The sequence below is a fragment of the Anaerobacterium chartisolvens genome (assembly GCF_003337415.1).
Lineage (GTDB): Bacteria > Bacillota > Clostridia > Acetivibrionales > DSM-27016 > Anaerobacterium > Anaerobacterium chartisolvens.
The window spans coordinates 1-21,708 of the sequence record NZ_QPJT01000029.1; the positions used below are offsets into that span (position 1 = coordinate 1).

The window sequence follows — 21,708 nt, forward strand, 5'->3', positions numbered from 1 at the left end:
AGGGCTGTAATGTTTCTGGCATATGCGGGCTGCGGGGCAGCCATACTCATATATAACCTTAACAGCACGGGGGACGGTGTGGTATACCTTGCGGGACTGCTCCTTATCGCCACAGCCATATTCCCGCACCGCTCCTTCCTGCACAGCACCGAGGGTCTTGTTCTGTATTCGATATGCGCCTTTTATTTGGCTGGCAAGCTGGGGTATGCCTATCTGGGAAACGCTTTTTTTCTAGGGTATGCCAGCCATTTGTACCTTGCCGACATGTTTACAAAGGAAGGCATTCCCCTGTCGGTAATCCCCATGATCCTGAAAAAAGCAGGTGTTCATAAGGTGTTGAAGAAATACACTTTGTACAGGGCTGTTTACGGGGTGCTGGACATAAGGCTGAGGCTTCCGTTATCAAGCACGGGAAGCAAGTCAGGGGACAGGCTTGAGGGTGCCTATGTGCTGCTGCTCCTTATTGCCTGTGCCGCTGCATTTTTGATCTCCGGCGCAGGTATAAGTATAGCCATATTATGAAACGCCGGAAGGAGGTGCAAATAGATGCTTTTTCATGTAATAGTCAGAGAAAAATCCTTAGACAGAGACTTTGTGAGGCAGCTTGAGGCGGATGGGCATGAGGTAGAGGTGAGCTTCAGCTTCAGGGATGCAATGGTCAGGATAACCTCTGCGGGGCTTAAGAAAAATTTATACTCGACAATGGATATCAGGGAAGAGGTACGCATACCCGACTACATAATTGCATCTGAAAACGCTCTGGAGGATTGCGGAGCTGTTGAAGAAGAGGACGGCAAATACAGATTGTTAGAGGAGTACATGGAAAAGCTGAGGGACAACATGTCTGAGGCGAAAATATTCCTCCAGATGGATACTGCACCTTCTAACGACTTTAAGGCTAAGTGCGGGAAGCTCAATGTTACAGTACAAAAGGGGCAGACGATAAACCTGAATATAGGGGGCGGTGCGGAGCAGGTGGAGCATACTGCTTCTCAGGCTCCGGCATCGGTTGAAAGCACAGTAAAGAAAAAAGTGCTGCTTGCCCTGCCTGATAGGCTGGAGGAAATGGTAGCAGCTATTGGGGACATAGAAATTGTGGGAAGGGCAGGCACCAAGGCCGAGACAGTACGGCTGGCAGGTGAGCTGAGGCCCGACATAATAATCCTGGAGTCAGAGCTTCCGGGGGATGAAGGAATAAGCTATGTTGCGGAAAATACAGGCATGGAAACAAGGATAATAATGCTTATGACCAAAAGCCTGAACGACCTTATAGTCGGCAAGCTGGAGAGAATGGGAGGTGTAGAGTTCGCCGATGAAGTCTCGGAGGAGGCTATCAAAAGGCTGATATTCAAGGATGGGTATTCCGGCAGCACGGAGGACACAGGGCAGCCCGAAGGTACTCCTTCGGTACATCCACCGGCACGCAGGGTAAGAAAGGCAAAGCAGCTCAACATAGAAAGCGGCAAAAGCATATTGAACGGGATAATGGGTGCTGCGGCAAATGGGGCAGGGCAGACAATACAGACATTTATGGAGGCAGGCAGGGGAGCTGCAAGGGCCGCCAGGGAAATCAGGCCGCCGGGTAAAGGCATGGGGATAAGGCGGTTCATAGGCGTAGGCGGCAGGGATGAAGCTCTGCAGGATGAAGCAGAGGATACATCTCGGGATATACATCACGAAAAAGAAGAAAGAGTAGAAATACAAAAGAGTCAAGATAAAATACAACAGAACAGCAGAGCGGAGTATTCCACATTCAAGGATAAGGATGTGGATTTTTATATGACCAATAGCAGATTGATAGCTGTTGTATCGGGAGCAGGCCATTCGGGGAAAACAACACTGGCTGCCGAGCTTGCATATATGGCCTCAATCAGGAAGGTATCTTGTGCACTTGTTGATATGGACTTAAAGCAGTTTGGACTAAGCCATCGGTTTGATATTAAAGAAAAGAAAATACGGCAGAACTTGAAATATCCGGGCTACAACAAATTTAACATGCTTTTTAACGCACTGAATGAGACGGATATTGATTCACTTCCGGATACGGCATACAGGGAAAACAAACACCTTTATGTATATACGGGCGATGAAGGGGAGATAAATCCAGTACCCCGGCCTGAGGATATTCTTAAACTGTTTGACAGGCTGAAGAGCATATACAATGTGACCATAGCGGATACGGGAGAATATGACGCTTTGGCGCACAGTACGGTTTCCATAGCTGATACCGTTCTGTTTGTACATGATTTAAGCCCTTCGGGTATACGGAAAAATGAAAGGCTTCTGTCGGAGCTGTGCAGGATATCAAATCTTAAAAAGTTTTACCTTGCGGTAAACCGCGCTGAAGATATACATGGGATAACTGTCAGGGAGCTGGTTGACTACTACAAGGAGGAAGGCATAGCCTTCAGGGATGTGTTTACTATTCCTGTGGACAGCAGGGCCTGTCTGGAGAGCGAATGGGCAATGAGGCCGATATCTCTTTCAAAGCACGCTTCACAGGATATTAGGGACAGCTTTGAGAGAGCTTATGCAGGGCTGCTTGGAGGGCAAATATCGCACGATAGTAAGTATAGTAAAAAGAAGAAAAGGTTTTGGAATAAGTGAAATGAATAAGGGAGGAGTGACAGGATGAGGTTTTTAAGAAACAAGATAGTTATATTTGTGCTGTGTTCAGCACTTGCGCTTTTGCTTGCGTTTGTGGCAATACCGGCACAGGTGGGAAAGACACGGGAGACTGAAAAGATCATACGGGTTTCCGACAACATACCCGCAAACACATTAATAACCGCAAAGATGCTTAAGGAGGCGGAGGTGGGAAGGTATAACCTTCCCAAGGACATTATACGGGACAGCGACAGCATTGTGGGGAAGTACTCTGCGATTGCCCTCACGCCTTCCGATAATCTGGTGCCGGAAAAGTTTATGGACAAAAAGGAAATGGAGGATGAATTTCTGTATTCCGTGGATGACAGGGGTGCGGTATCTGTAACCGTAAAGTCACTTGCGGCAGGGCTGTCCGGTAAGCTGCTGCCGGGGGATGTGGTGTCGGTATTGGTGTATTCAAAGGAGGATGAGGCCTTACAGCCGGGATATACCACGGCAAAAGGAGTGGTGAAGGAATATGCCAACCTTGAGTTTGTGGAGGTTGGGGCGGTAACGAACAATAAGGCCGAGGACACGGATGTTGTAAAGAGCAAGCAGGATAAAAGCTCCTCGGATACCATAATACCCAACACAGTAACCCTGCTTGTAACGAAGCAGCAGGCAAAGGATTTAATCGACGCCGAAAACAGCGGAGTGATACATATACTCTTCAGGGGCAGGGGAGAGGCTGCAAAAAAGCTGCTCGGACAGAATGGCGGGAAGGATGTCAAGAACACTACGCATGAGGCCAAGGCCGAAACAGTGCCGGAGCAGATGCCGGATGTCGGCACACAGGCCCAGAATGAAAAGAAGGGAACTCAGCAACCTCAGCAAGCGTTCCATCCGCAGCAGCCTCAGCAAGCGGCCCCGCCTTCAACCGGGCAGCAAGGTCAAGGTAAAAAGAATACCGACTTTAATTTACGGTAAAGGAGTGGGGTGAGGAGCTTGGTTATAGCAGTATGGGGGAAAAACGGATCGGGAAGGAGTACAATAGCCTCAAATCTGGCCGTGTGCCTTGCCGGCAAAGGGTACCTTGTCGCACTTGTTGGCGCAAGCAAGGCTTACGGCTCGGTGCAGCATTATCTGGGGATGGAAGTGCCGGAGGAAAAGAGCATTAAAAAGGCACTTGAAGCAATTAACGAAGATGACATGGTAAAGAGCTTTGTGCAGCATAAAAGACTGAAGGATCTGTTCGTAATGAGCCTCAGTAATACGGAAAACTGCCTGCGGCTCAAAACGGTAAAGGAGGAGGAAGGAAAAAGCCTGCTCATAAACACAAAGGACAAATTCAACTATTACATAATAGACTGCACCGAATCCTTCGGAGATACCCTTACCACTCTGGGCTGCAGGTATGCCGACAGGGTTGTGGAGGTAATCAGGCCGTCAATACAGGCGGCAGCCTTCAGGGCGGCGCACAGGGAGCTGATTGACGGGCTTAAGCTTGCATCTAAGCTTATACCGGTTGCAAACAATAATAAGAACCTTATAGATATTAATGAGCTTGAGCAGAAGCTTAAGCTCAAGTTCACCGGGATTCTTCCCTACTCAAGGAGCGTGGAAAGGTCAGAAGGCACGGGCGAGCCTGTATGCCTTTCGGGAGCTGTTACCAGAGCAGACAGGGAGTATATAAAGGAAATACGTAAGATAGTGGTATTGCTTGAAGCCAAATAAGGGGGGAGAAGGATAGATGGAGGAAATAAACTTAGATCAGGTGATATATGAGGCAAACAAGGAGGGTGGGGATGACGAGCTTAATCCTTCAGGAAGTAAGCCGGACAGTAAATCTTATGAGGAAGTGCTTAATATTATTAAGGAGCTGGTGAGTACAAACCACGCAGGGGAGCTTGCAACCGTGCTGGAGGATCAGAAGGCCCAGACGGTTATAAAAGGGCTGATAAGCAAGTATGTCCGTGAGAACAGAATAAGCGTAAGCGATATGGCGAGCCATGCAGCCCTGGTGGACAAAATTTATGAGGATATGGCCGGCTTCGCTTTTATAGGAGCTTACCTTTATGATGAGGAGGTCGAAGAAATAAACGGGAATTCATGGGCCGACATTGAGGTCGTAACGCCGAAGGGCTGGAGGAAAATTCCCGAACGCTTCATATCACCTCAGAACAGCATTGACGTGGTAAAAAAGATGATGCGGCTGGGAGGCATCACAATGGATGACCAGAAGCCCACCGCCGACAGCTATATTACAAAGGGAGTCAGGATTTCCGCTATTATTCCCCCGTGTGTCGATAAGGACACCGGAGCTGTATTTTCAATCAGAAAGCAGAAAAACACTATCCTTACAAAGCAGCAGATAATTGAATGGGACACCGCCACCGAGGAAGAGCTGGACTTCCTCATACTATGCATCACCTTCGGAATCAGTGTTGGAATTGCAGGAGCTACAAGCTCGGGAAAGACAACTGATACGACATTCCTGCTTTTCAACGTGCCTGATTACAAAAGAATATTTTCGATAGAGGACTCCCGGGAGCTTAATTGTATCAAAACCGATGATGAGGGCAGGGTTTTAAACAGGGTTATACACACAAAGACGCGGAGGGATGAAAAGAACCGTGAAAGGAATGTGGATGAAAGTGTGCTGCTTAGAAGATCCTTGAGGTTTCACCCTGACATAATCGTACCTGCCGAAATGAGGGGAGAAGAAGCCCTTATAGCGCAGGAGGCAGGGAGGACAGGCCATACCATATTAACCAGCTTCCATGCGTCAGACGCACTGGATGCATACACGCGGATACTTACCATGTGTATGATGTCCGGTATCAAGCTGTCGGAGAATCTCATGATGAAGCTCATAATCTCCGCATTCCCCATAATGGTATTCAAAAAGCAGTTGCCGGACAAGACAAGGAAGTATATGAAGATAATAGAGGCGGAGGACTTTATTGACGGCAGGGTAAAGGGCAGGACGCTCTTTAAGTTTATAGTAACGGGAAAAGAGAAGGCAGAGGACGGCAAAAGGATAAAAAGGATGTTGGGCTATCACAAAAAGGTTAAGCCCATATCCAAACGGCTTGCGAACAGGCTGCTGGAGAACGGCGCGGATATAGAGTCCATTAAGAGGTTTGCCGAGCCGGACTGGGATCCGGAACGGATTGAGGACGATCAGGAGGATTTGTGATAAGAGTTTGGGTGAAGGGGGTGATAAGTATTGATTAATATATTGAATGTAATATTGTTCATAGTGCTGGAGGCGATGCTGCTTGTACTCTTCGGGATATCTCCAAAGAGCCTGTACGGCTCCGCCTTAAAAGCGCGGATAAGAAGCCCTGAAAAGAACTACAGGCAGGTAAGGAGGGCCATGCTGGTTCCAAGAAAGCTTAACTTCCTGCAAAAGCACAGGGAGGAGGCAATTGAGGTTTTAAAGCAGGGCAGCTCCAGGCTGGATTACGACACATATATAAGGCTTGTCGTGGTATGCTCCGCTGTAGGCTTCGGAATAGGACTTGCCTTCAACAACATACTCATGTCGCTTATACTGGCTGGCGGATTGGCCTATGCTCCGGTGCAGTACCTAAAGTTCAGGCAGATAGGCAATGTTGTAGCATTAAATGACCAACTGGAGTCGGCACTTAATATAATAAGCAACTCATATATACAGGGTGATGACATTATACAGGCTGTAAGGGAGAACATAGGCAGGGTGGAGGGGCCTTTGCAGGTTGTGCTGAAGGACTTTCTGGTGGATACACAGTTTATTGACGCAAACTTGAAAAAAGCAATATTACGTATGAAGGTCAAGATAAACAACAGGTATTTCCGGCAGTGGTGTGACCACCTCATAATGTGCCAGAAGGACAGGGAGCTTAAGTCCACCCTGCTGCCCATCATGGAGGAAATGTCCGACACAAAGAAGATGCAGGCTGAGCTGGACACAATGATGTACAGGATATATAAGGATTTTGCAAGCGTGGTTGGGGTGGTGGCGGCAAGTATCCCCATGATGCGGATGATAAATAAGGAATGGTATGACTTCCTCGTAAGCACCTTCCCCGGCAAGCTGATTATGGCGATAACCTGCGCTGTAATACTGTTTGCCACGGCATATGTTATAAAGACAAACAAGCCTGTAAGTATATCTTAACGCTCATATTTAAAATCTAATATAAAAAATTGCATATAAGGATGGTGATGCCTTTGTACGGGCTTATATTAATATGTACGGCAGCGGTTAGCTTTGCCGGGATGTACGCATTCCTTACCGCTGTATTTTCCATACCCTCACGGAAAACAAAAATAGCCTTGAAGAGAATAAAAAGCTCTGATGATAAGAAGCCGGGCTTATACGATATGCTGCTTAGTCCTCTTGTGAAGAAAGCCGCAGACCTTATCCGGCTGCAGCCGCATAAGCGGAATAAGCTGAGTGTGGGGCTTAAAAAGGCGGGTATAGGAATGGAGCCTGAGGAGTACATTGCACAGGCAGCAGTGAAGTCCCTGCTGACGGCGTGTGCCGGGCTGCTCTTTATACTGCTGGGCATACCGTCTGCCGCAATGGGCTGTATTTTCCTATCAATAGCAATGTATTTTAAAGAGAAAGGTAAAGTCGATACCGTATTGAAAAAGACGAATGAGAAGATACTGAAGGAGCTTCCCCGGTTTATCCGCACCTTCTCGCACAGCCTTAAGGGTACCGACGACATTATTAAGATATTTGAAACCTACAGGAAGGTGGCGGGTAAGGCCTTCCAGTATGACCTTGATGTACTGATAACCGACCTTAAGATAGGCAACCATGAGGAGGCCTTAAAGAGGTTTGACGAAAGGCTCAACATACCACAGTTGTCCACGTTTGTGAGCGGAATAATCGGGACAAGCAAGGGCATTGACCAGAACACGTTTTTTGCGTTTATGGAGGAGAACATGAAGACGCTTGCCAGAGAGAATTTAAGGCGGGAGCTGCAGAAGAGGCCGGGCAGGTTTAAGGCTGCAACGTGGGCAGTAGCTGGCTGCGGTCTGCTTATGTACGTTGCACCGGTTATAAGCTCTATCGCAGATGGATTAAAGGCTTTCGGCTGAAAAGTCCAAGGCCCTTAAATATAAAAAAACAATGAAGAGAAAAGGAGAGAAAGCATGAGGAACATATTAGCAAAGGAAAACACGATAGATAGGTATATAAAAAGGGCTGTTGAGGTAATGAACAACCAGAGGGGTGACGGAGGGGGAAATGCCTTAGGTATAATAATTGCAATAGCAATAGCAATTTTAGTAGGCGGTGTGCTGCTTGGTCTGCTCAATGTGGCCATACCAGATCTTTTTAATTCTATGATTAATAAAATTAAGAGCAACTTTTCACTTTAAGGTTTATAGGAAGGTCAGAGAACACTTTCTGCCCTTCCTATAAAAATTCTACGATTTGGCGGTGATAATGTATATGTCCGGAGTAAAAGTTATAGGAGCAAAATGCCTGAAGCTCCTTAAGAACGACAGGGGCCAAGGCTACATAGATATGATATTTAAAATTGCAATAATAATGGCGCTGGTAATGTCCTTTGTGGCTCTGCCGGCGCCGTTCATTAAAAAACAAAATCTTGATCACATGGCGGTGTCGATAGCCAGAGCATTGGAAACAACAGGTGAAATTAATTCCGATATTGTAGAGCTTATAGAGGAGTATGAGGAGCTAACCGGGCTGAAGCCTCGTATAGAATGGGAGGGCAATTTTAACGCGTCACGAAGGCTGCAAATAAGGGAGAGATTTTCGGTAACCCTGACAGACACTGTAGCCATAAAGGTTATGAAGCCCTCCTTCGCCTCGCCGGTAAGCATAGAAATACCCATTTCAAGCACTGCGAAGGGTGTTTCGGAGGTCTACTGGAAGCCGGGGCAGATATAAAGGGGGGAATATGAAGCGTCTTGTTTTAATTTTTAGGAATAACAGAGGAACGTCAGGGGGATCTGTGATTCTTGCCTGCTGTGTTATAGGGGTGGTAATTGTGTTGATGATGGAGCTGTATAGGTACTATACAATAAAAGAAAATATGGACAGGCAGATGTCCAGAGCGATAAACATGGCGATTGATGTTGCCATGGAGGATTCCGCAAGGCAGGTGCATATATCAAAGATAGATACGGCAGTGGCGTACCAGGAATTCTATAAATACCTTACGGAGGATCTGGGGTTGGATGAGCAGCTTAAGTACAGCAGGGACAACTTAAATTACCAGCTTTACTTAAACAGCGTCAACATTGAAGCAGAGCCTCCGCGCTTTGAGGTTGAAGGCACCGTGATCCTTGAGCCTGAGATGCTTAAGGGACTGGTGCCGTATACAATAGAAATACCGGTGAGGGCCAGAGCCCGGAACCAGAGAATGGATTAGAGAAAGGATGAAGCATGAAAACAAGCAAAAGATTAAGTAGAAGGGGCAGGCACTTGGCCTGCCTTATTATTTCGGCAATGATTGTGTCTGTATTGGCGGGGTTTCCGGCCTATGCTTCCGGAAACGCAGATGTTGAGGTGTCATATATACAAAACAAGGTATGCTTTGAAGAGGAATGGCTGACAACCAATGTGGTATTTAAAAACAACTCAGGCACGTCACTGTCTGGTGTACCAATTCAAATTCAGATAGACGGAAAGACTCTTTCCGTTTCTGACTACAAGATCCCCAAAACGGTAAGCATCCCGGCAAATTTAAAGGTCACCATACCTGTGACATGGTACGCCGGAACGGTGGACGGAGGAACAGAAAAGAAGGTGGCCTTCAGGGCCTCTGTTATACCTCCGGAGGAACTCACAGATACAGGAGGGGAAAACAATATAAAGACGGAGGTGACTCTGGTAAGAAAATATGCTCCTGACTTTGAGGTGGTATCCATAAGCCCCGCAAGCTACAGAGAGTTTACCAGCGTGAACACTGTCATAACGGTGGCAAACAACAGTAAGGAAAACTATAAGGGCGTGACTGTAACCCTCAGTATAAACGGACACAGCATACAGAAAAAAGTGGATTTGCCTGCAGGCTCAAAAAGGAATGTGCTGCTGACATGGGATACCCCTTCTGCGGGGACTGATGTAACAATAAGCGCCAGAATTAACCCGGCAAACAGCCCGGTGGAGAGCAATACGGCAAACAATGCGCTGTCAAAAAAGGTTACTATCGCAAGCTATAACCCTGCCCCATACAGAAGCAATGATGCAATACGCATAGTCCCGCCTCCCAGCCCGTGCACAAACAATAACGTCACATGGTCTGAGATACGGGACAACTGGCAGCATGAGCAGGTAAGGACGGGTACGGGCCACGGAACCGATGCCGAAGGAAACCCTACCTCTTGGCCCATATACGAATGGAAGTGGGTTAACTACCCTTATGAGAAGACCTTCAATGCAAAGCTTAATGTTGAGATTATAGAAGTCAGAGAGGTATTCGGCAGCGGCAGAGATATTGTAAATCCGACTGAAATGAAATCCGGCTACGGTATAGAGGTAACACTGGCTACCGAGTTTGTAACCAACTATGACAGAGGGGACAGCATATTCGGGCCTCAGTATGTATACGCTTACTTCCCTGAGCATGAGTATACGTATTGGGAGGAGATGGAGAGCTCCAGCAGTCCCGGCAGCAGCAAAAACACATGGAAATTCCGCATTAATCCAAGCTCGGGGCTAAACAGGCGGGAGCATAACATACCTGTAAACTTCCCAGACAACGAAAGCTACACCTTGTATTTCAAGGCAGTGGGAGCGTCAGCCGGTGAAAGCGGAGGCATGTGCGACAGCCTTACAAGTGGCATATACATTAACGGCAACATGTATCAGGATGACACCACAGGGGGAAGCAATTGATGCAGATGGAATTGATATGGGGGATAGTATTATCGCCGAATAAAGATATGCTCAGGGTTTTATATCTTGCCGCACAGTTTCTTTATATTTTTCAGAATGTGTTTTTAATATTTGCAGCCATGGTAGCAGCAGCTATAGACTTAAAGACAAGGACTATTCCGGACAAGCTTAACATATTCCTTGCGGCTGTCGGACTTGTGTTTACGGGGTTAAGCTGCGTTATAAGCTATATGGCAGGTGCGGGGATTACTGGAGTTTATGACAAAGCCCTAGGCGTTGTGGCAGCCGGACTGCCGTTATACATTGCGGCCTTTGCCACAAATGGAGGGATAGGGGGTGGGGATATAAAATTCATGGCGGCAGCCGGTCTGTTTCTGGGATGGAAAAAGGCACTTGCTGCCCTTTTTATATCCTTTGCCGGCGCGGCAGTTGTGCTGGTTCTGCTGATTGCCTTTAAGGTCTGGCGCAAGGATACACCTGTGCCGTTGGGGCCTTTCTTTTTAATAGGCATACTTACAAGTGTATTACTTTTGTAGAGGGGGAGATAAAAAATGGGAAGTGCGTTGTGGAAGGATCGCAAAAGGATATTCGGCATGCCCTTATCCTTTACACGTTATGAGCTGGATGAGGAAAGGCTTACCGTAAAAATGGGGCTTATAAATCAGGTGGAGGAAGAGATTATGCTGTACAGGATTGTAGACATGACTCTTAACATGACCCTCATAAACAGGATATTCGGGGTGGGGAATATAAAGATTTATTCGTCGGATGCCTCTACACCTGAGTTTAAAATACTTAGGATAAAGGAGGCCAAGGCCGTCAGGGACAAGCTCAGTGAGCTGGTTCATAAGCAGCGGCGGCAGATAGGCATACGGATGGTGAATTATGAAAGCTGACTCATTAAGAAGGATAGGTGCTGCCGCAATGGCCTTGATCTTTCTGCTGCTGTTTTTGAATATGCCCGGAAAGGCCAGAGCAATTTCAAATGAACAGTCGGAGGCCTTCGCTGCTACTACCGCCGATGCGGATACTGATGATGAAGAGGAAAGAAATTGGTTTCAGAAGATAGGGGACTCCGTAAATGAGGTTATGAAGCCGGTAAACGAGATCATAAAGGCAGTAAAGGACATACTTACAAACGGAGTAAGCTATATACTTGATCTTACCATAGGCAGCATACTTCAGGGAGCATACAGCCAGGTGGTGGAGGGAATGGCAAGGTGGGTGTTCCTGACGCCAAAGCTAATTAATTTTGCATGGGTGAAAAAGCTGTGGTGGGTGTGCTACATTCTGGGTACTGTGGCGCTGGTTATGGGGATGCTGTTTACAGCATGGAGCATAGTGGCCGGCAAGAAAAAAAGGTTTGAGCAGAAGGGAAGGGAATTCAATCCTTCAGGCATGCTGGTAACGCTTATTGTGGCGTTTATAGGGATAACCTTTTCTCTTTTTATAGCTGATACAATAATTACAGCAGAAAACAAAATGCTCAACAGCATAGCTTCAAATACCCTGTATGAGCAGTACGAAAAGCACAGGGAAGGCATGGCGGCGATAGGTATAAACGACAACCTTACAAAGGAGGAAACAGGATTTGATTCGTTTTCGGGCGATACCCTGTGCCGTATGGCATACGGCTTAGACCTTAACCCCTCTCAGTCCATTACAGGCAGCTTCATAAAGCAATCGGGCTTTTCAGTTCTGATACCAATGTCCCTTGCAATGGTTGTGCTTATACTCATAGGCGTTTTTGGGCTGCTGCGTTTCTTTGTCATCGGTATTCTGGGTGCGGCCTCCCCATTCTGGTTTTCATACTGTGCATTTTCCGGAGACACCGATCCGGCATGGGGGTGGGTAAACCTGTTTGCCAGATCAGTAGCCCTTTCCTTCTTCTTTGACATGGCATGGCTGTTTTCGGTATACGTTAATATAAATATTGAGGAAAACTTCTTTGGTTCGGGCCAGCTGATAGCCAGCCTGCTTTTTCTTCTGGCGCTTGTGATTGCAATAAAGTTCTGGTTTAAGTGGGTTATTAAGGCGGTCATGAATCCCGTAAAGCTTGCCGGTGCCGAGGCGCGTATGAGGTGGGGCAGCGCAAGTGAAGGCATAGGCAGGGGTATGCAGAAGATGGGGGCAAGGTACGGGCTGGGTGAACTGGGCTATATGGGCGGACAGATGGCGGCGGCTGGGAAGGCCTACCAGCAGATCGCAAAGGAGACGAAGGAGGATAATTACGACTGGGAGAAGGGCTCTGTAAAGGACAGACTCTTAGATGCGAAGCAGAGATATGAAAATGATTATGTCAGGCAGTACGGAACCGAGGGGTATATGAACCCTAAGGGAAGCGTAACGGTTGAAAATGAGGGCACGCTCATGCAGCTTAATGCCGTAGGGCTTGATACCGGCGAGGTATATAACATATTAAACAAAGGCGGCCTTGGCGAAGTGGCCTTCAAGACAGAGGATGGCAGAGTAATGGTGGATGCTGAGCATATGGAGCAGGCAAAGCAGGCTGTCCGCAATTCCTTTGAGGAAGCCCATATAGAGGAGAACTCAATTATAGGGGATGACATAGGCTTTAAGGTAAAAGGCATTGAGGACACAAGTAAAATTGAAACCTTACTAAATGATAATAAGATACGATATAAGGAACTCAGAAAAGATTCGCATTCTATCACTCTGGAGAAGAAACAAATAGAACAGTTAATAGATTGGGTGAAGATAGGAAAGGAGATACATCCTGAGAACTTTGCAGAGCAGGCCAAGTATGAGAAATATGACAGTCTGCTTAAAAAATTTGTTCCTGGTGCCAAAGGGATCTATAATTACATGTTGGATGACGGAAACGAATATATTGAGGCCAAGAAGATGCTGGACAAGCTGGCAGTTGATTATAAGGTTGATAGCAAGACTAACAGCGAGCTTTGGGTAGATAATAGTTATAGGGATATATTTATGGAGAATCTGGCAAATGAGGATGACAGCAACAGCCTGGATTTCGAGGAAAGCAAAGAATATGTATACTTTAAAGTAAACTCCAAAGATTTAAAAGGGCTAAAGGATGAAATCAACTCCCAGTTCCCTGACTCCGCATTTATTGCCGGCTCCTGCATAGCGGTAGAAAAGGATGATGAAAAGGATGAGAGGATTAACAGGCTCATACAGGCATATTTCAAAAAGACGCCATATTGGGAGGACAACAAGGGGCGGTACTGGTACAAGGACAGCTCGGTAAGAAGGATTGTGCCGCACATGACAAAGCCTGAAAGGGGCGGCAGGTATATGGGCAAGCGATAGGGGGTGTAAAATGGCGTTAAGACAGAGATACATACCTCCTGATATAAGGGAGGATATAAAGATAGGGGGCATATTGCCCATAGACGGCCTGTGGTGGATCATAGGCTCTTTTTTATTGGGGCTGATGCTAGCATTCGGAATGAAGCTGAACATAGCAGTAAGCCTGATAGTGGTATTTATACTGCCTGCGGCCCTGTTCCTCATTTTTGTGCTTGATGCATATAACCGGGTTGTAAAATGCATTGACTTTAGTCTCACGGAAAAGAAACTCCGGGAGCTTTCCGAATTATGCGGCATACAGAAATTTGATACGATCTGCCGCACCAAGAGCAATATGCACAGGATCTTTCTGGAGGCAGATGCCGATCCGTGGGAGGTATGCCCGGATGCAATAAAGGAGCAGAAGGCAAACGTGTTCTCCCAGCAGGTGTTTTCGGTATTGAAGACCGGGGGAACGGTATCGGTTCATGCCACATCCGCGCCTGAAAGCACAAAGCAGCTTGAGGAACGGTACGCAAGGCTGGGCACATACCCTGAAGGGCTTAAGGATTTGGAGGATGCGAGGATAGCAGTTCATTACCGCATATCACGCAGGGCCAGCTCAGCCAGATATATTGTTTCAATCGGTATGCGTGACAGTGAGGAGGTGTCGGATGCGGCGGCAGCCTTTGAGGAGAATGCGGTGGTAATAGGGGGGGATATGGCAGAGGAGGCGGTTAACAGCCACTTGACTCCGGGGGCAAAGGTGAGCCGGGGGAGGATGTGAGGCACAATAATTATTCTATTTATTCCATAACACTTATAAAATATTGGAGAGAATTGACTTACATGAAGATAAATACTACAATATATAGGTAAAAATGAATATGAAAGGATGATAAGCGTGACGTTAGATTCTATAATGGTAGATATAAATAATTGTAGTCAAATATATCTTTTGCCAGACAAGCCTAACTCTATTGATATAATCAACGAGAAAATATTTTATATACAGCCAGAATATAAAGAAATAACAGTGAATAAAGATGCAAAATTTGTATTGTTTTCTGCTTCTGGAGCAATAGGGAAAAGTACCTTGGCTAAATATTTAGCACATACTAAAAGAGGTTTGTACTGGAATTTAGCAAAAATAAAGTTAGGTGAGAATAGCTTACATGGTACATTAGCCAGAGCAATTGGATATGATAAGCTGGGCGATTTTTTTAAAAACTTAAATAATGGAAATGCTTTTATGGTTATTGATGCATTTGATGAAGCTGATATGATTTCAGGAAGAGCAGCAATAGATTTTTTATTAAATGATTTGAATGAAATTTCATTAAATAGTAAAGTCCCGTCTATTGTATTATTGGCAAGAACAGAGACGGCTGTATACATTTCAGAATATTGTAAAAATAGAAATATTCGCTTATTACATTATGAAATAAGTTTTTTTTCTGAGTACAATGCAAGAACTTTTATATTAGAAAAGATTCAGCAAAGCGGGAAGCCTGTTAATGATCTTGTAAGACAATGTATAGACCAACAATTTGTCGAAATAAAAAAACTATTAAAGGATGAAAACCTTGTAAAACCTTTCGTGGGATATGCCCCTGTTCTTGAAGCATTAGCTAGTGCTTATGATGAGGAACGTAACACAATTAAGTTACTACAGAAGCTAACGAGTAAAATGAGCAGTGCGGATATAATTGTAAATATTTTAGAAGATCTTTTAATTCGTGAGCATGATAAGGTTTGTAGTGCATTAAGAGAGCGATGGCAAAATATCTTTCCAATGTTTTCAAAGTGGGATGAAATATACTCTTCCACAGAACAATTAACAAGAATAGCAAGCTATATTATATTTAATGAAATAGAAGATGTATATTATAAAAATGAAGAAATACCAAGCCAGATGTATGATGATTATATAGAAGTCATAAAAGGATTTCTTCCTCAGCACCCCTTCATTTTGAATTCCTGTATTGGTAAGAATAACATTTGTGACTTTACTGGTCCTGCATTTAGAGATTATGTATTAGCATTTATTCTATCACAAAATAAGTGTGAAGAATTAGCTATTGAATATTTTTCTAAGAATCAAGAATTATCACATTGCTCATCACAGCTTATGTTTGATTTTTATATTATTTTTTCAGGGAGTAGAATATTTAGTAATCACTTTCCATTTCTTTATGATTCGTTTAAGGCAAAAGAAACCTCTAATATTATTGCAAAACTTGAAATTTTTAATTCTGAAGATGAAATAGTCTCTATATTTAGCCTAGCGAATATACATGATTGCAAAACAATATCTGAAAATGAACTGAAAGTGAAAATAGTTAAGGATGGAATATATTTCAATCAATTGTCAAATGTATATATAGATATTCCTTGTAAGTTATTTTTAGGGGATGGGAATAGTAATATAAGAATTAATAGTTCATCAATAATCAGTGAAGAGATTTGGTTTAATGCGCAAAATATTTTTATTGAAGCTAAAAAGTCTTTGAACACTTTATTGGTAAGTAGGAAACCTGTAACCTATGGGAATTCAGGCTATCCTAAGTTTGAAATCAGATTAGAAGATGATAAAGATTTGAGGATTTCATTTCCGAATATTGAAATTATGCACAAATTAAAAAATTATGCATACCAATTTGAAGATGACAATAATTTAGACCTAGTAAAATACATTCATGTTGTAAAAAAGATTGCAAATACTCTACGTAAGCATGGTAAAGATACTCCAGCAAGAGATAAAGAATTTATTGATTTTACTGTTATTGGGGAGAATAAATTTAGACGTTCAATTCTTGAGTTTTTACTAAGTGAAGGGGTACTATATATTGATACGAAAGAGACACATTTGTATAAATTAAATATTGAAAAGTTAGGTACAGTAGGTCTTAACTGGGGAAGTTTAGCTCAAGGGAATATACAGATATTAGAATCCGGTTTTATAAAATATTCAGAATGGAAGAATAAAAACCAAATTTAGCTCTAGCATACAATACTCTATTAAAATGTGTAAAAAGTTTATCATGAAGAATTGAAGTTCCCTTTTTTATTTTGGAACAGGAACTTCTTGCAAATGGCAAGTACTTTTGTATTTTCTGCGTCAAAAACATAGTGCTTTTCTATAATGAACATCTTAATACCAGCTAAAAAGTTCCCACTCTTGCAATTATGGGAACTTTTTAGCTGTCTGAAGAATATTAAGGGAGCGTAATTTAATATGAATAATATAAGGACACCGGCAAAGAAAAAAGCAAGGGAGCTTGCAAAACATCTAAGAGGTGAAAGGCCGGATTACTATTATCTTAAGGCATTGTTTAAGGAGCTGCGTACTGAGCTTGAGGTGCAGGTGCCAGGGAGCTCAAGGAAGCTGCCCTATGTTCCGACAGAGGAGGAGCTAAAACGGTACTACAATGCTGTATGGAGCTCCAGCAATTTTCAGGATATGCTGATAATAAAGACTCTGCTTTACACCGGGGCAAGGGTAAGCGAGCTCTCTAATATAAGGCTTGATGCGATTGACTTCCAGAGCTGCAGGATCAGGATAAATCAGGGGAAGGGCAAAAAGGACAGGATGGTGCCATTCCCTCAATCCTTCAAGGAGCTGCTTGCAATGCACCACAGGAGCATGAAGGAAAAGAGAGCTGCATATTTATTTGAATCTTCTTGGAAAAAGAAGTATTCGGAAAGAGGAATTCGGAAAATTATGGCGAAATATACAAATGACGCAGGAATAAAGCAGCAATTGTCGCCTCATAAGCTGAGGCATTTCCTCTTTACATGGCTTAAGAAGCAGGGGGTGGACGATGCGCTTATTCAGCCTTATTCGGGGCATGAGAGCAGGCAGACTCTGGAGGTTTACTCAAAGCTGGCGATTACTGAGGCACAGGAGAAGTATGATGAGGTTATGGGGAAGTTTCCAGTGTGAGGGTAGGGATTATGGCTATTAGGGAAGTTTATAATAACCGGAAACTATTAACGAATTAACACCCAAGAGCAGGAGGATAATTGTGGCTAAGCATATGAGTATTAGATTATCATGGCACGGAAATGGATGGAATGGGAGGATTTGCAATGATCCAGCAAATAATACCTATTGTGTCGGGCATTACTCGTATCCTGGGGATTTAATATTTGAAAATAGAAACCTCGAATGGGAAAAAGAAAATACAGGTACTTTATGTGGAATGTGTAATAATGAGGTAGCGCCCTGTTGCCTAAGCATAAACGCATTCGGTTCAGAACACATTAAAGGCTATGTTGATGTGCCGAAATGGATGGAAGGTAAAGCCGAGGGAGTTAGTATAGATATACCTCCCTATACAGCTTTCACATGGGGTTATGAAAGCATGTACAGTGATGATGTTCTCACAAGCGCCGAAGATGGTCGAAAGTATAATAATGATGTTCGCTTTGCAAATGCTAGAGAGTATTTCGATAGCTTTGAAGTAAATAAATCCTTATTGTTTTATTATGCTAATTACAGTAACCCCTTCAGTGATGATGAAGTTCAGAAATATGTCATTGTGGGCATATCACGTCTTAAACAGATAGGAAATTATCTTTATTATGAAGATGCCACAGAAGAGATTAAAAAGAATTATGCAAACGGCGTTGTGTGGCAAAAGCCAATGACTTCATGCTATCCGGATCAAGGATTTTGTATACCCTATCACAAGTATATGGACAATGAGGAAGTATTGAATCGTATTGCGTTTATTCCTGAAAATACAAGGGTATTTAAATATGGATCTCGTGATGTTACGGATGATGAAGCGATCTATTACATACTTCGTTTTATTGAAATTGTTAATATACTTATTGAACTTAGTGATACTACTGAAAATTGGGGCTTGCGTAAAGAATGGCTGAATAGTTTACTGGCTGAGTTGTGGTGTAGTAGGGGAGCCTACCCTGGTATCCCGGCAATTTTAGAATTTGTGGGGCTAAACGATTTAATTCAAAATTACATGAATATGGTTGAAAAGAATACTCGCACAGGGTTCTATAAGGAATTGGAAAGTCTCCTTAATGGTGAACGTAGCAGTTTATCAAACTGTGAAATCAGTAGTCAAAAAATCAAATCAGCTCAGAGAAACTTTGCTTTACTTGGAGAAAGTGAACAAGAGTTTTTATTAGCTGTTGCTCCTAGATTTGATTTTTCTATAACACAACTAAACAATATCGTATCAGAAAGTAGGGCTAATAATGGCATTCAGTCATCTGTAAGTGAAATAGTACTCAATCCATATATTATCTGTGAAGAATATATACCAAATGATTTAGATGATTATATTTCTGTATATAAAATAGATAATGGAATAATGCCATCACCAGAGTATGGATTAATGAATATCTGTGAGAAAGATTCTCCAGAACGTTTGCGGGCTTTTACAGTTTCCGTGTTAAAATCCATTGCTGCGCATTCATTTGTAGCTGGAACGATCTTACTGGAAAGAATTAATAAAAGACTAACTGTAATGCCGGAATGGAAAAGCACTGAATATGTTTTGAGGAATTTCATGATAAAAGTCGATGCAGACGTATTATCAAAGGCGTTACATATACGAAAAAATGAGAATGGTGATATATACGTCTACTTAAAGCAAATATATGAAGATGAACGTTTAGTCGAAAATACGGTAAGGGAGCTTGCTGAACGTACAAATATCTCAATAAGAATACCTATTAGTACAGAGAAGTTTTATGAGAAATTGAGAACTAACGGCAAACTATTAGAGTTAGCCCCAGAAGAATATGAAAAAGCATTACAAAGTCAGGCCAAAATTTGTTATGACTTATTTTTAAAACCAATAAGTGTGATTTCCGGGGCAGCAGGAACAGGAAAAACTACAATACTGAAGTCTATAATAGAAAATATTAATCGTGTACATGGGGAAGGTACGCCTATTCTAATTATGACACCTACAGGGAAAGCTACTGAGAGAATAAAGAAACAAACTGGTAAGCCATCTACAACTATACATTCCTTTTTAGCGAAGCAGGGATGGATAGGCGAGAATTTTATTCTAAAACAAACTGGTGGTACTCGGGATAATAGTTATGATACAATAATAATTGATGAATGCTCAATGATTGATTTAACCCTATTCGCAACATTGATACGTTCAATAAACTGGAACAGTGTCAAGCGCTTGATCTTGGTCGGTGACCCCAACCAATTACCGCCTATTGGAAGGGGGAAGGTATTTTCTGATATAATTAAGTGGCTTTCGGCTGAATATCCTGAAAATGTTGGCATATTGCATGAAAACATTAGACAGCTTGCCAATCGGGTTGAAGGTAATGGAAACGGCATCTTAGATTTGGCAGAGATATTTATACAGGAAAAACAGAAAAATTGCGAAACATTGGACATGGAAAAAGAGGCCATCATTTCAAAAATTCAATTTGGCGGTGACATCGAACAGGATTTGTCAGTTTATTATTGGAATAGTCATGAGCAACTTGAACAAACATTAAAAAAAGTCATTATATCTGATATGGAGAAAGATACTGGCATAGAATGCGAAGAACGTAAAGAGTACTTGCTTTGGGATGCAGCATGCAAAAATGGTGAAAATAATAGGAGTGCAACATACCAGCAAATAATATCTCCATATCGCGGCGAGTATCATGGCACTCAAAACATAAATTTATTTATACAGAAACTAGTTAATGGTGCCATGTTCAAAAAGAGCCTACTTGATGGGATTGCGATTGGTGATAAGGTTATTCAATATCGAAATCGCCCAAAATCAGAGCCCGCATATGCGTATGATTTGAAATCAAGAAAAACTATAAAAAAAGAAATATTTAATGGGGAAATTGGATTTGTCAGACCCCACGGCTTAGATTTCAAGGATAACGCTTGGAAATGGAAACGAATAAAAAGATTTCAAGTATTGTTCTCAGGAGATGAACGATCAAATTTTTGGTATAACTATGGTGATCAATTGTTGAAAGATAGTGATAATAGATTTATACCAGAACAAAAACCTCTTGATAATTTGGAACTTGCATATGCGATTAGTGTTCATAAATCACAAGGAAGTGAGTTTAATAGAATTTACCTAATTATTCCAAAAAAGCAAAGTCACTTAATGTCAATGGAGCTCATTTATACAGCAATAACAAGAGCCCAGAGACATCTGACAATTTTCGTTGAAGATAATGCGTCGACTCTTTTGGCATTAAGTCGGTTAGAAAAATCCGGAGTACGGAGAATTAATTCGTCTATATTTGAATTTAACCCAATACCGGAAGACTTTTTGAATTTCTCAAGTTGGCTTGAAGAAGGAAAGAAAATTTCTACCCTTACGGAATATCTTGTTCGCTCTAAGTCAGAAATGAATATTGCTAATATACTATATTCTAACGGCATAGGGTTCCAATATGAGGAACCATTATTTGCTGAGGATGGTTCAATGTATCTTCCAGACTTTACAATCGATTGGAGGGGAAAAACATATTATTGGGAACATGTCGGATTATTAAATAATCCCCAATATGCTGCTCACTGGAAGAAAAAGAAATCTTGGTATGAAAAATTCTTTGATGGAAAATTAATCGTAACTTATGAAAGTAATATGCAATCTTCTGATATAAAAGATATATTTAGAGATTATTTTGAATTGATGATATAATATCTTGATTCTGCTCGATGAGTAGTACGAGAAGAAAGAAAACTCATAGAGCGATGGCGTAGGAACAGAAACACAGATTATTTTCCCCAAAATCTACAACAAAGTAAATCAAGAGAAATTCATCCCAGTTGTATTTGAGCGTGGAGCAAATGGTTAGGTACATAAGCCAGCATATCTCAAAGGTTTGCTTCACTTTAATCTATCAATGAGTGATATGATGATTATCTATATAATACAACCCGCCCAAAAACAAGGCATTCAGCCCCTAAGCTGACCACCTTGTTTTTTTATATATATCCCAAACAAAAAGGAGATGATAAC

General features: G+C 42.8%; 18 protein-coding genes. All 18 read left to right on the forward strand.

Features of this window, described 5'->3' with window-relative positions:
• Positions 1 to 522: metal-dependent hydrolase (locus DFR58_RS18300; RefSeq protein WP_147273208.1), on the forward strand; the 522-nt coding region annotated here is incomplete at its 5' end.
• A 24-nt stretch (positions 523 to 546) separates the two neighbouring features.
• Entirely contained in the window at positions 547 to 2,607 is a 2,061-nt protein-coding gene (locus DFR58_RS18305; RefSeq protein WP_114299396.1) for a CpaE/TadZ family protein, read from the forward strand.
• Positions 2,608 to 2,631: 24 nt separating this feature from the next.
• Positions 2,632 to 3,573, forward strand: coding sequence for a Flp pilus assembly protein CpaB (gene cpaB, locus DFR58_RS18310; RefSeq protein WP_114299398.1), 942 nt, complete (start codon positions 2,632 to 2,634; stop codon positions 3,571 to 3,573).
• An 18-nt stretch (positions 3,574 to 3,591) separates the two neighbouring features.
• Complete coding sequence (locus DFR58_RS18315; RefSeq protein WP_170138222.1) at positions 3,592 to 4,320, forward strand: AAA family ATPase; 729 nt, start codon at positions 3,592 to 3,594, stop codon at positions 4,318 to 4,320.
• 16 nt (positions 4,321 to 4,336) lie between these two features.
• A complete protein-coding gene (locus DFR58_RS18320) occupies positions 4,337 to 5,785 on the forward strand; it encodes an ATPase, T2SS/T4P/T4SS family (protein WP_114299402.1) in 1,449 nt (482 codons plus the stop codon).
• 30 nt (positions 5,786 to 5,815) lie between these two features.
• A complete protein-coding gene (locus DFR58_RS18325) occupies positions 5,816 to 6,748 on the forward strand; it encodes a type II secretion system F family protein (protein ID WP_114299404.1) in 933 nt (310 codons plus the stop codon).
• Positions 6,749 to 6,801: 53 nt separating this feature from the next.
• Complete coding sequence (locus DFR58_RS18330) at positions 6,802 to 7,680, forward strand: hypothetical protein (RefSeq protein WP_147273209.1); 879 nt, start codon at positions 6,802 to 6,804, stop codon at positions 7,678 to 7,680.
• A gap of 54 nt (positions 7,681 to 7,734) precedes the next feature.
• Entirely contained in the window at positions 7,735 to 7,962 is a 228-nt protein-coding gene (locus DFR58_RS18335; RefSeq protein WP_114299438.1) for a hypothetical protein, read from the forward strand.
• Positions 7,963 to 8,035: 73 nt separating this feature from the next.
• Positions 8,036 to 8,497, forward strand: a complete 462-nt coding sequence (locus tag DFR58_RS18340) for a DUF4320 family protein (RefSeq protein WP_170138223.1) — start codon at positions 8,036 to 8,038, stop codon at positions 8,495 to 8,497.
• A gap of 10 nt (positions 8,498 to 8,507) precedes the next feature.
• A complete protein-coding gene (locus tag DFR58_RS18345) occupies positions 8,508 to 8,981 on the forward strand; it encodes a hypothetical protein (protein WP_114299442.1) in 474 nt (157 codons plus the stop codon).
• 14 nt (positions 8,982 to 8,995) lie between these two features.
• The gene (locus DFR58_RS18350; protein ID WP_114299444.1) at positions 8,996 to 10,450 is read left to right on the forward strand and encodes a DUF8195 domain-containing protein; all 1,455 of its coding nucleotides are present in this window, start codon (positions 8,996 to 8,998) and stop codon (positions 10,448 to 10,450) included.
• On the forward strand, positions 10,450 to 10,986 hold the full coding sequence (locus DFR58_RS18355; protein ID WP_114299446.1) for a prepilin peptidase: 537 nt from the start codon (positions 10,450 to 10,452) through the stop codon (positions 10,984 to 10,986). Before DFR58_RS18350 ends, DFR58_RS18355 begins: the two co-directional genes overlap by 1 nt.
• A 15-nt stretch (positions 10,987 to 11,001) precedes the next feature.
• On the forward strand, positions 11,002 to 11,346 hold the full coding sequence (locus tag DFR58_RS18360) for a PH domain-containing protein (RefSeq protein WP_114299448.1): 345 nt from the start codon (positions 11,002 to 11,004) through the stop codon (positions 11,344 to 11,346).
• On the forward strand, positions 11,336 to 13,744 hold the full coding sequence (locus DFR58_RS18365; protein ID WP_114299451.1) for a LysE family translocator: 2,409 nt from the start codon (positions 11,336 to 11,338) through the stop codon (positions 13,742 to 13,744). Before DFR58_RS18360 ends, DFR58_RS18365 begins: the two co-directional genes overlap by 11 nt.
• A gap of 10 nt (positions 13,745 to 13,754) precedes the next feature.
• A complete protein-coding gene (locus DFR58_RS18370; protein ID WP_114299453.1) occupies positions 13,755 to 14,510 on the forward strand; it encodes a hypothetical protein in 756 nt (251 codons plus the stop codon).
• Positions 14,511 to 14,627: 117 nt separating this feature from the next.
• Entirely contained in the window at positions 14,628 to 16,724 is a 2,097-nt protein-coding gene (locus DFR58_RS18375; RefSeq protein WP_114299455.1) for a hypothetical protein, read from the forward strand.
• A gap of 237 nt (positions 16,725 to 16,961) precedes the next feature.
• The gene (locus DFR58_RS18380) at positions 16,962 to 17,669 is read left to right on the forward strand and encodes a tyrosine-type recombinase/integrase (RefSeq protein WP_114299457.1); all 708 of its coding nucleotides are present in this window, start codon (positions 16,962 to 16,964) and stop codon (positions 17,667 to 17,669) included.
• Positions 17,670 to 17,751: 82 nt separating this feature from the next.
• Positions 17,752 to 21,387, forward strand: coding sequence for an ATP-dependent DNA helicase (locus DFR58_RS18385; protein ID WP_114299459.1), 3,636 nt, complete (start codon positions 17,752 to 17,754; stop codon positions 21,385 to 21,387).
• Positions 21,388 to 21,708: the final 321 nt, after the last annotated feature.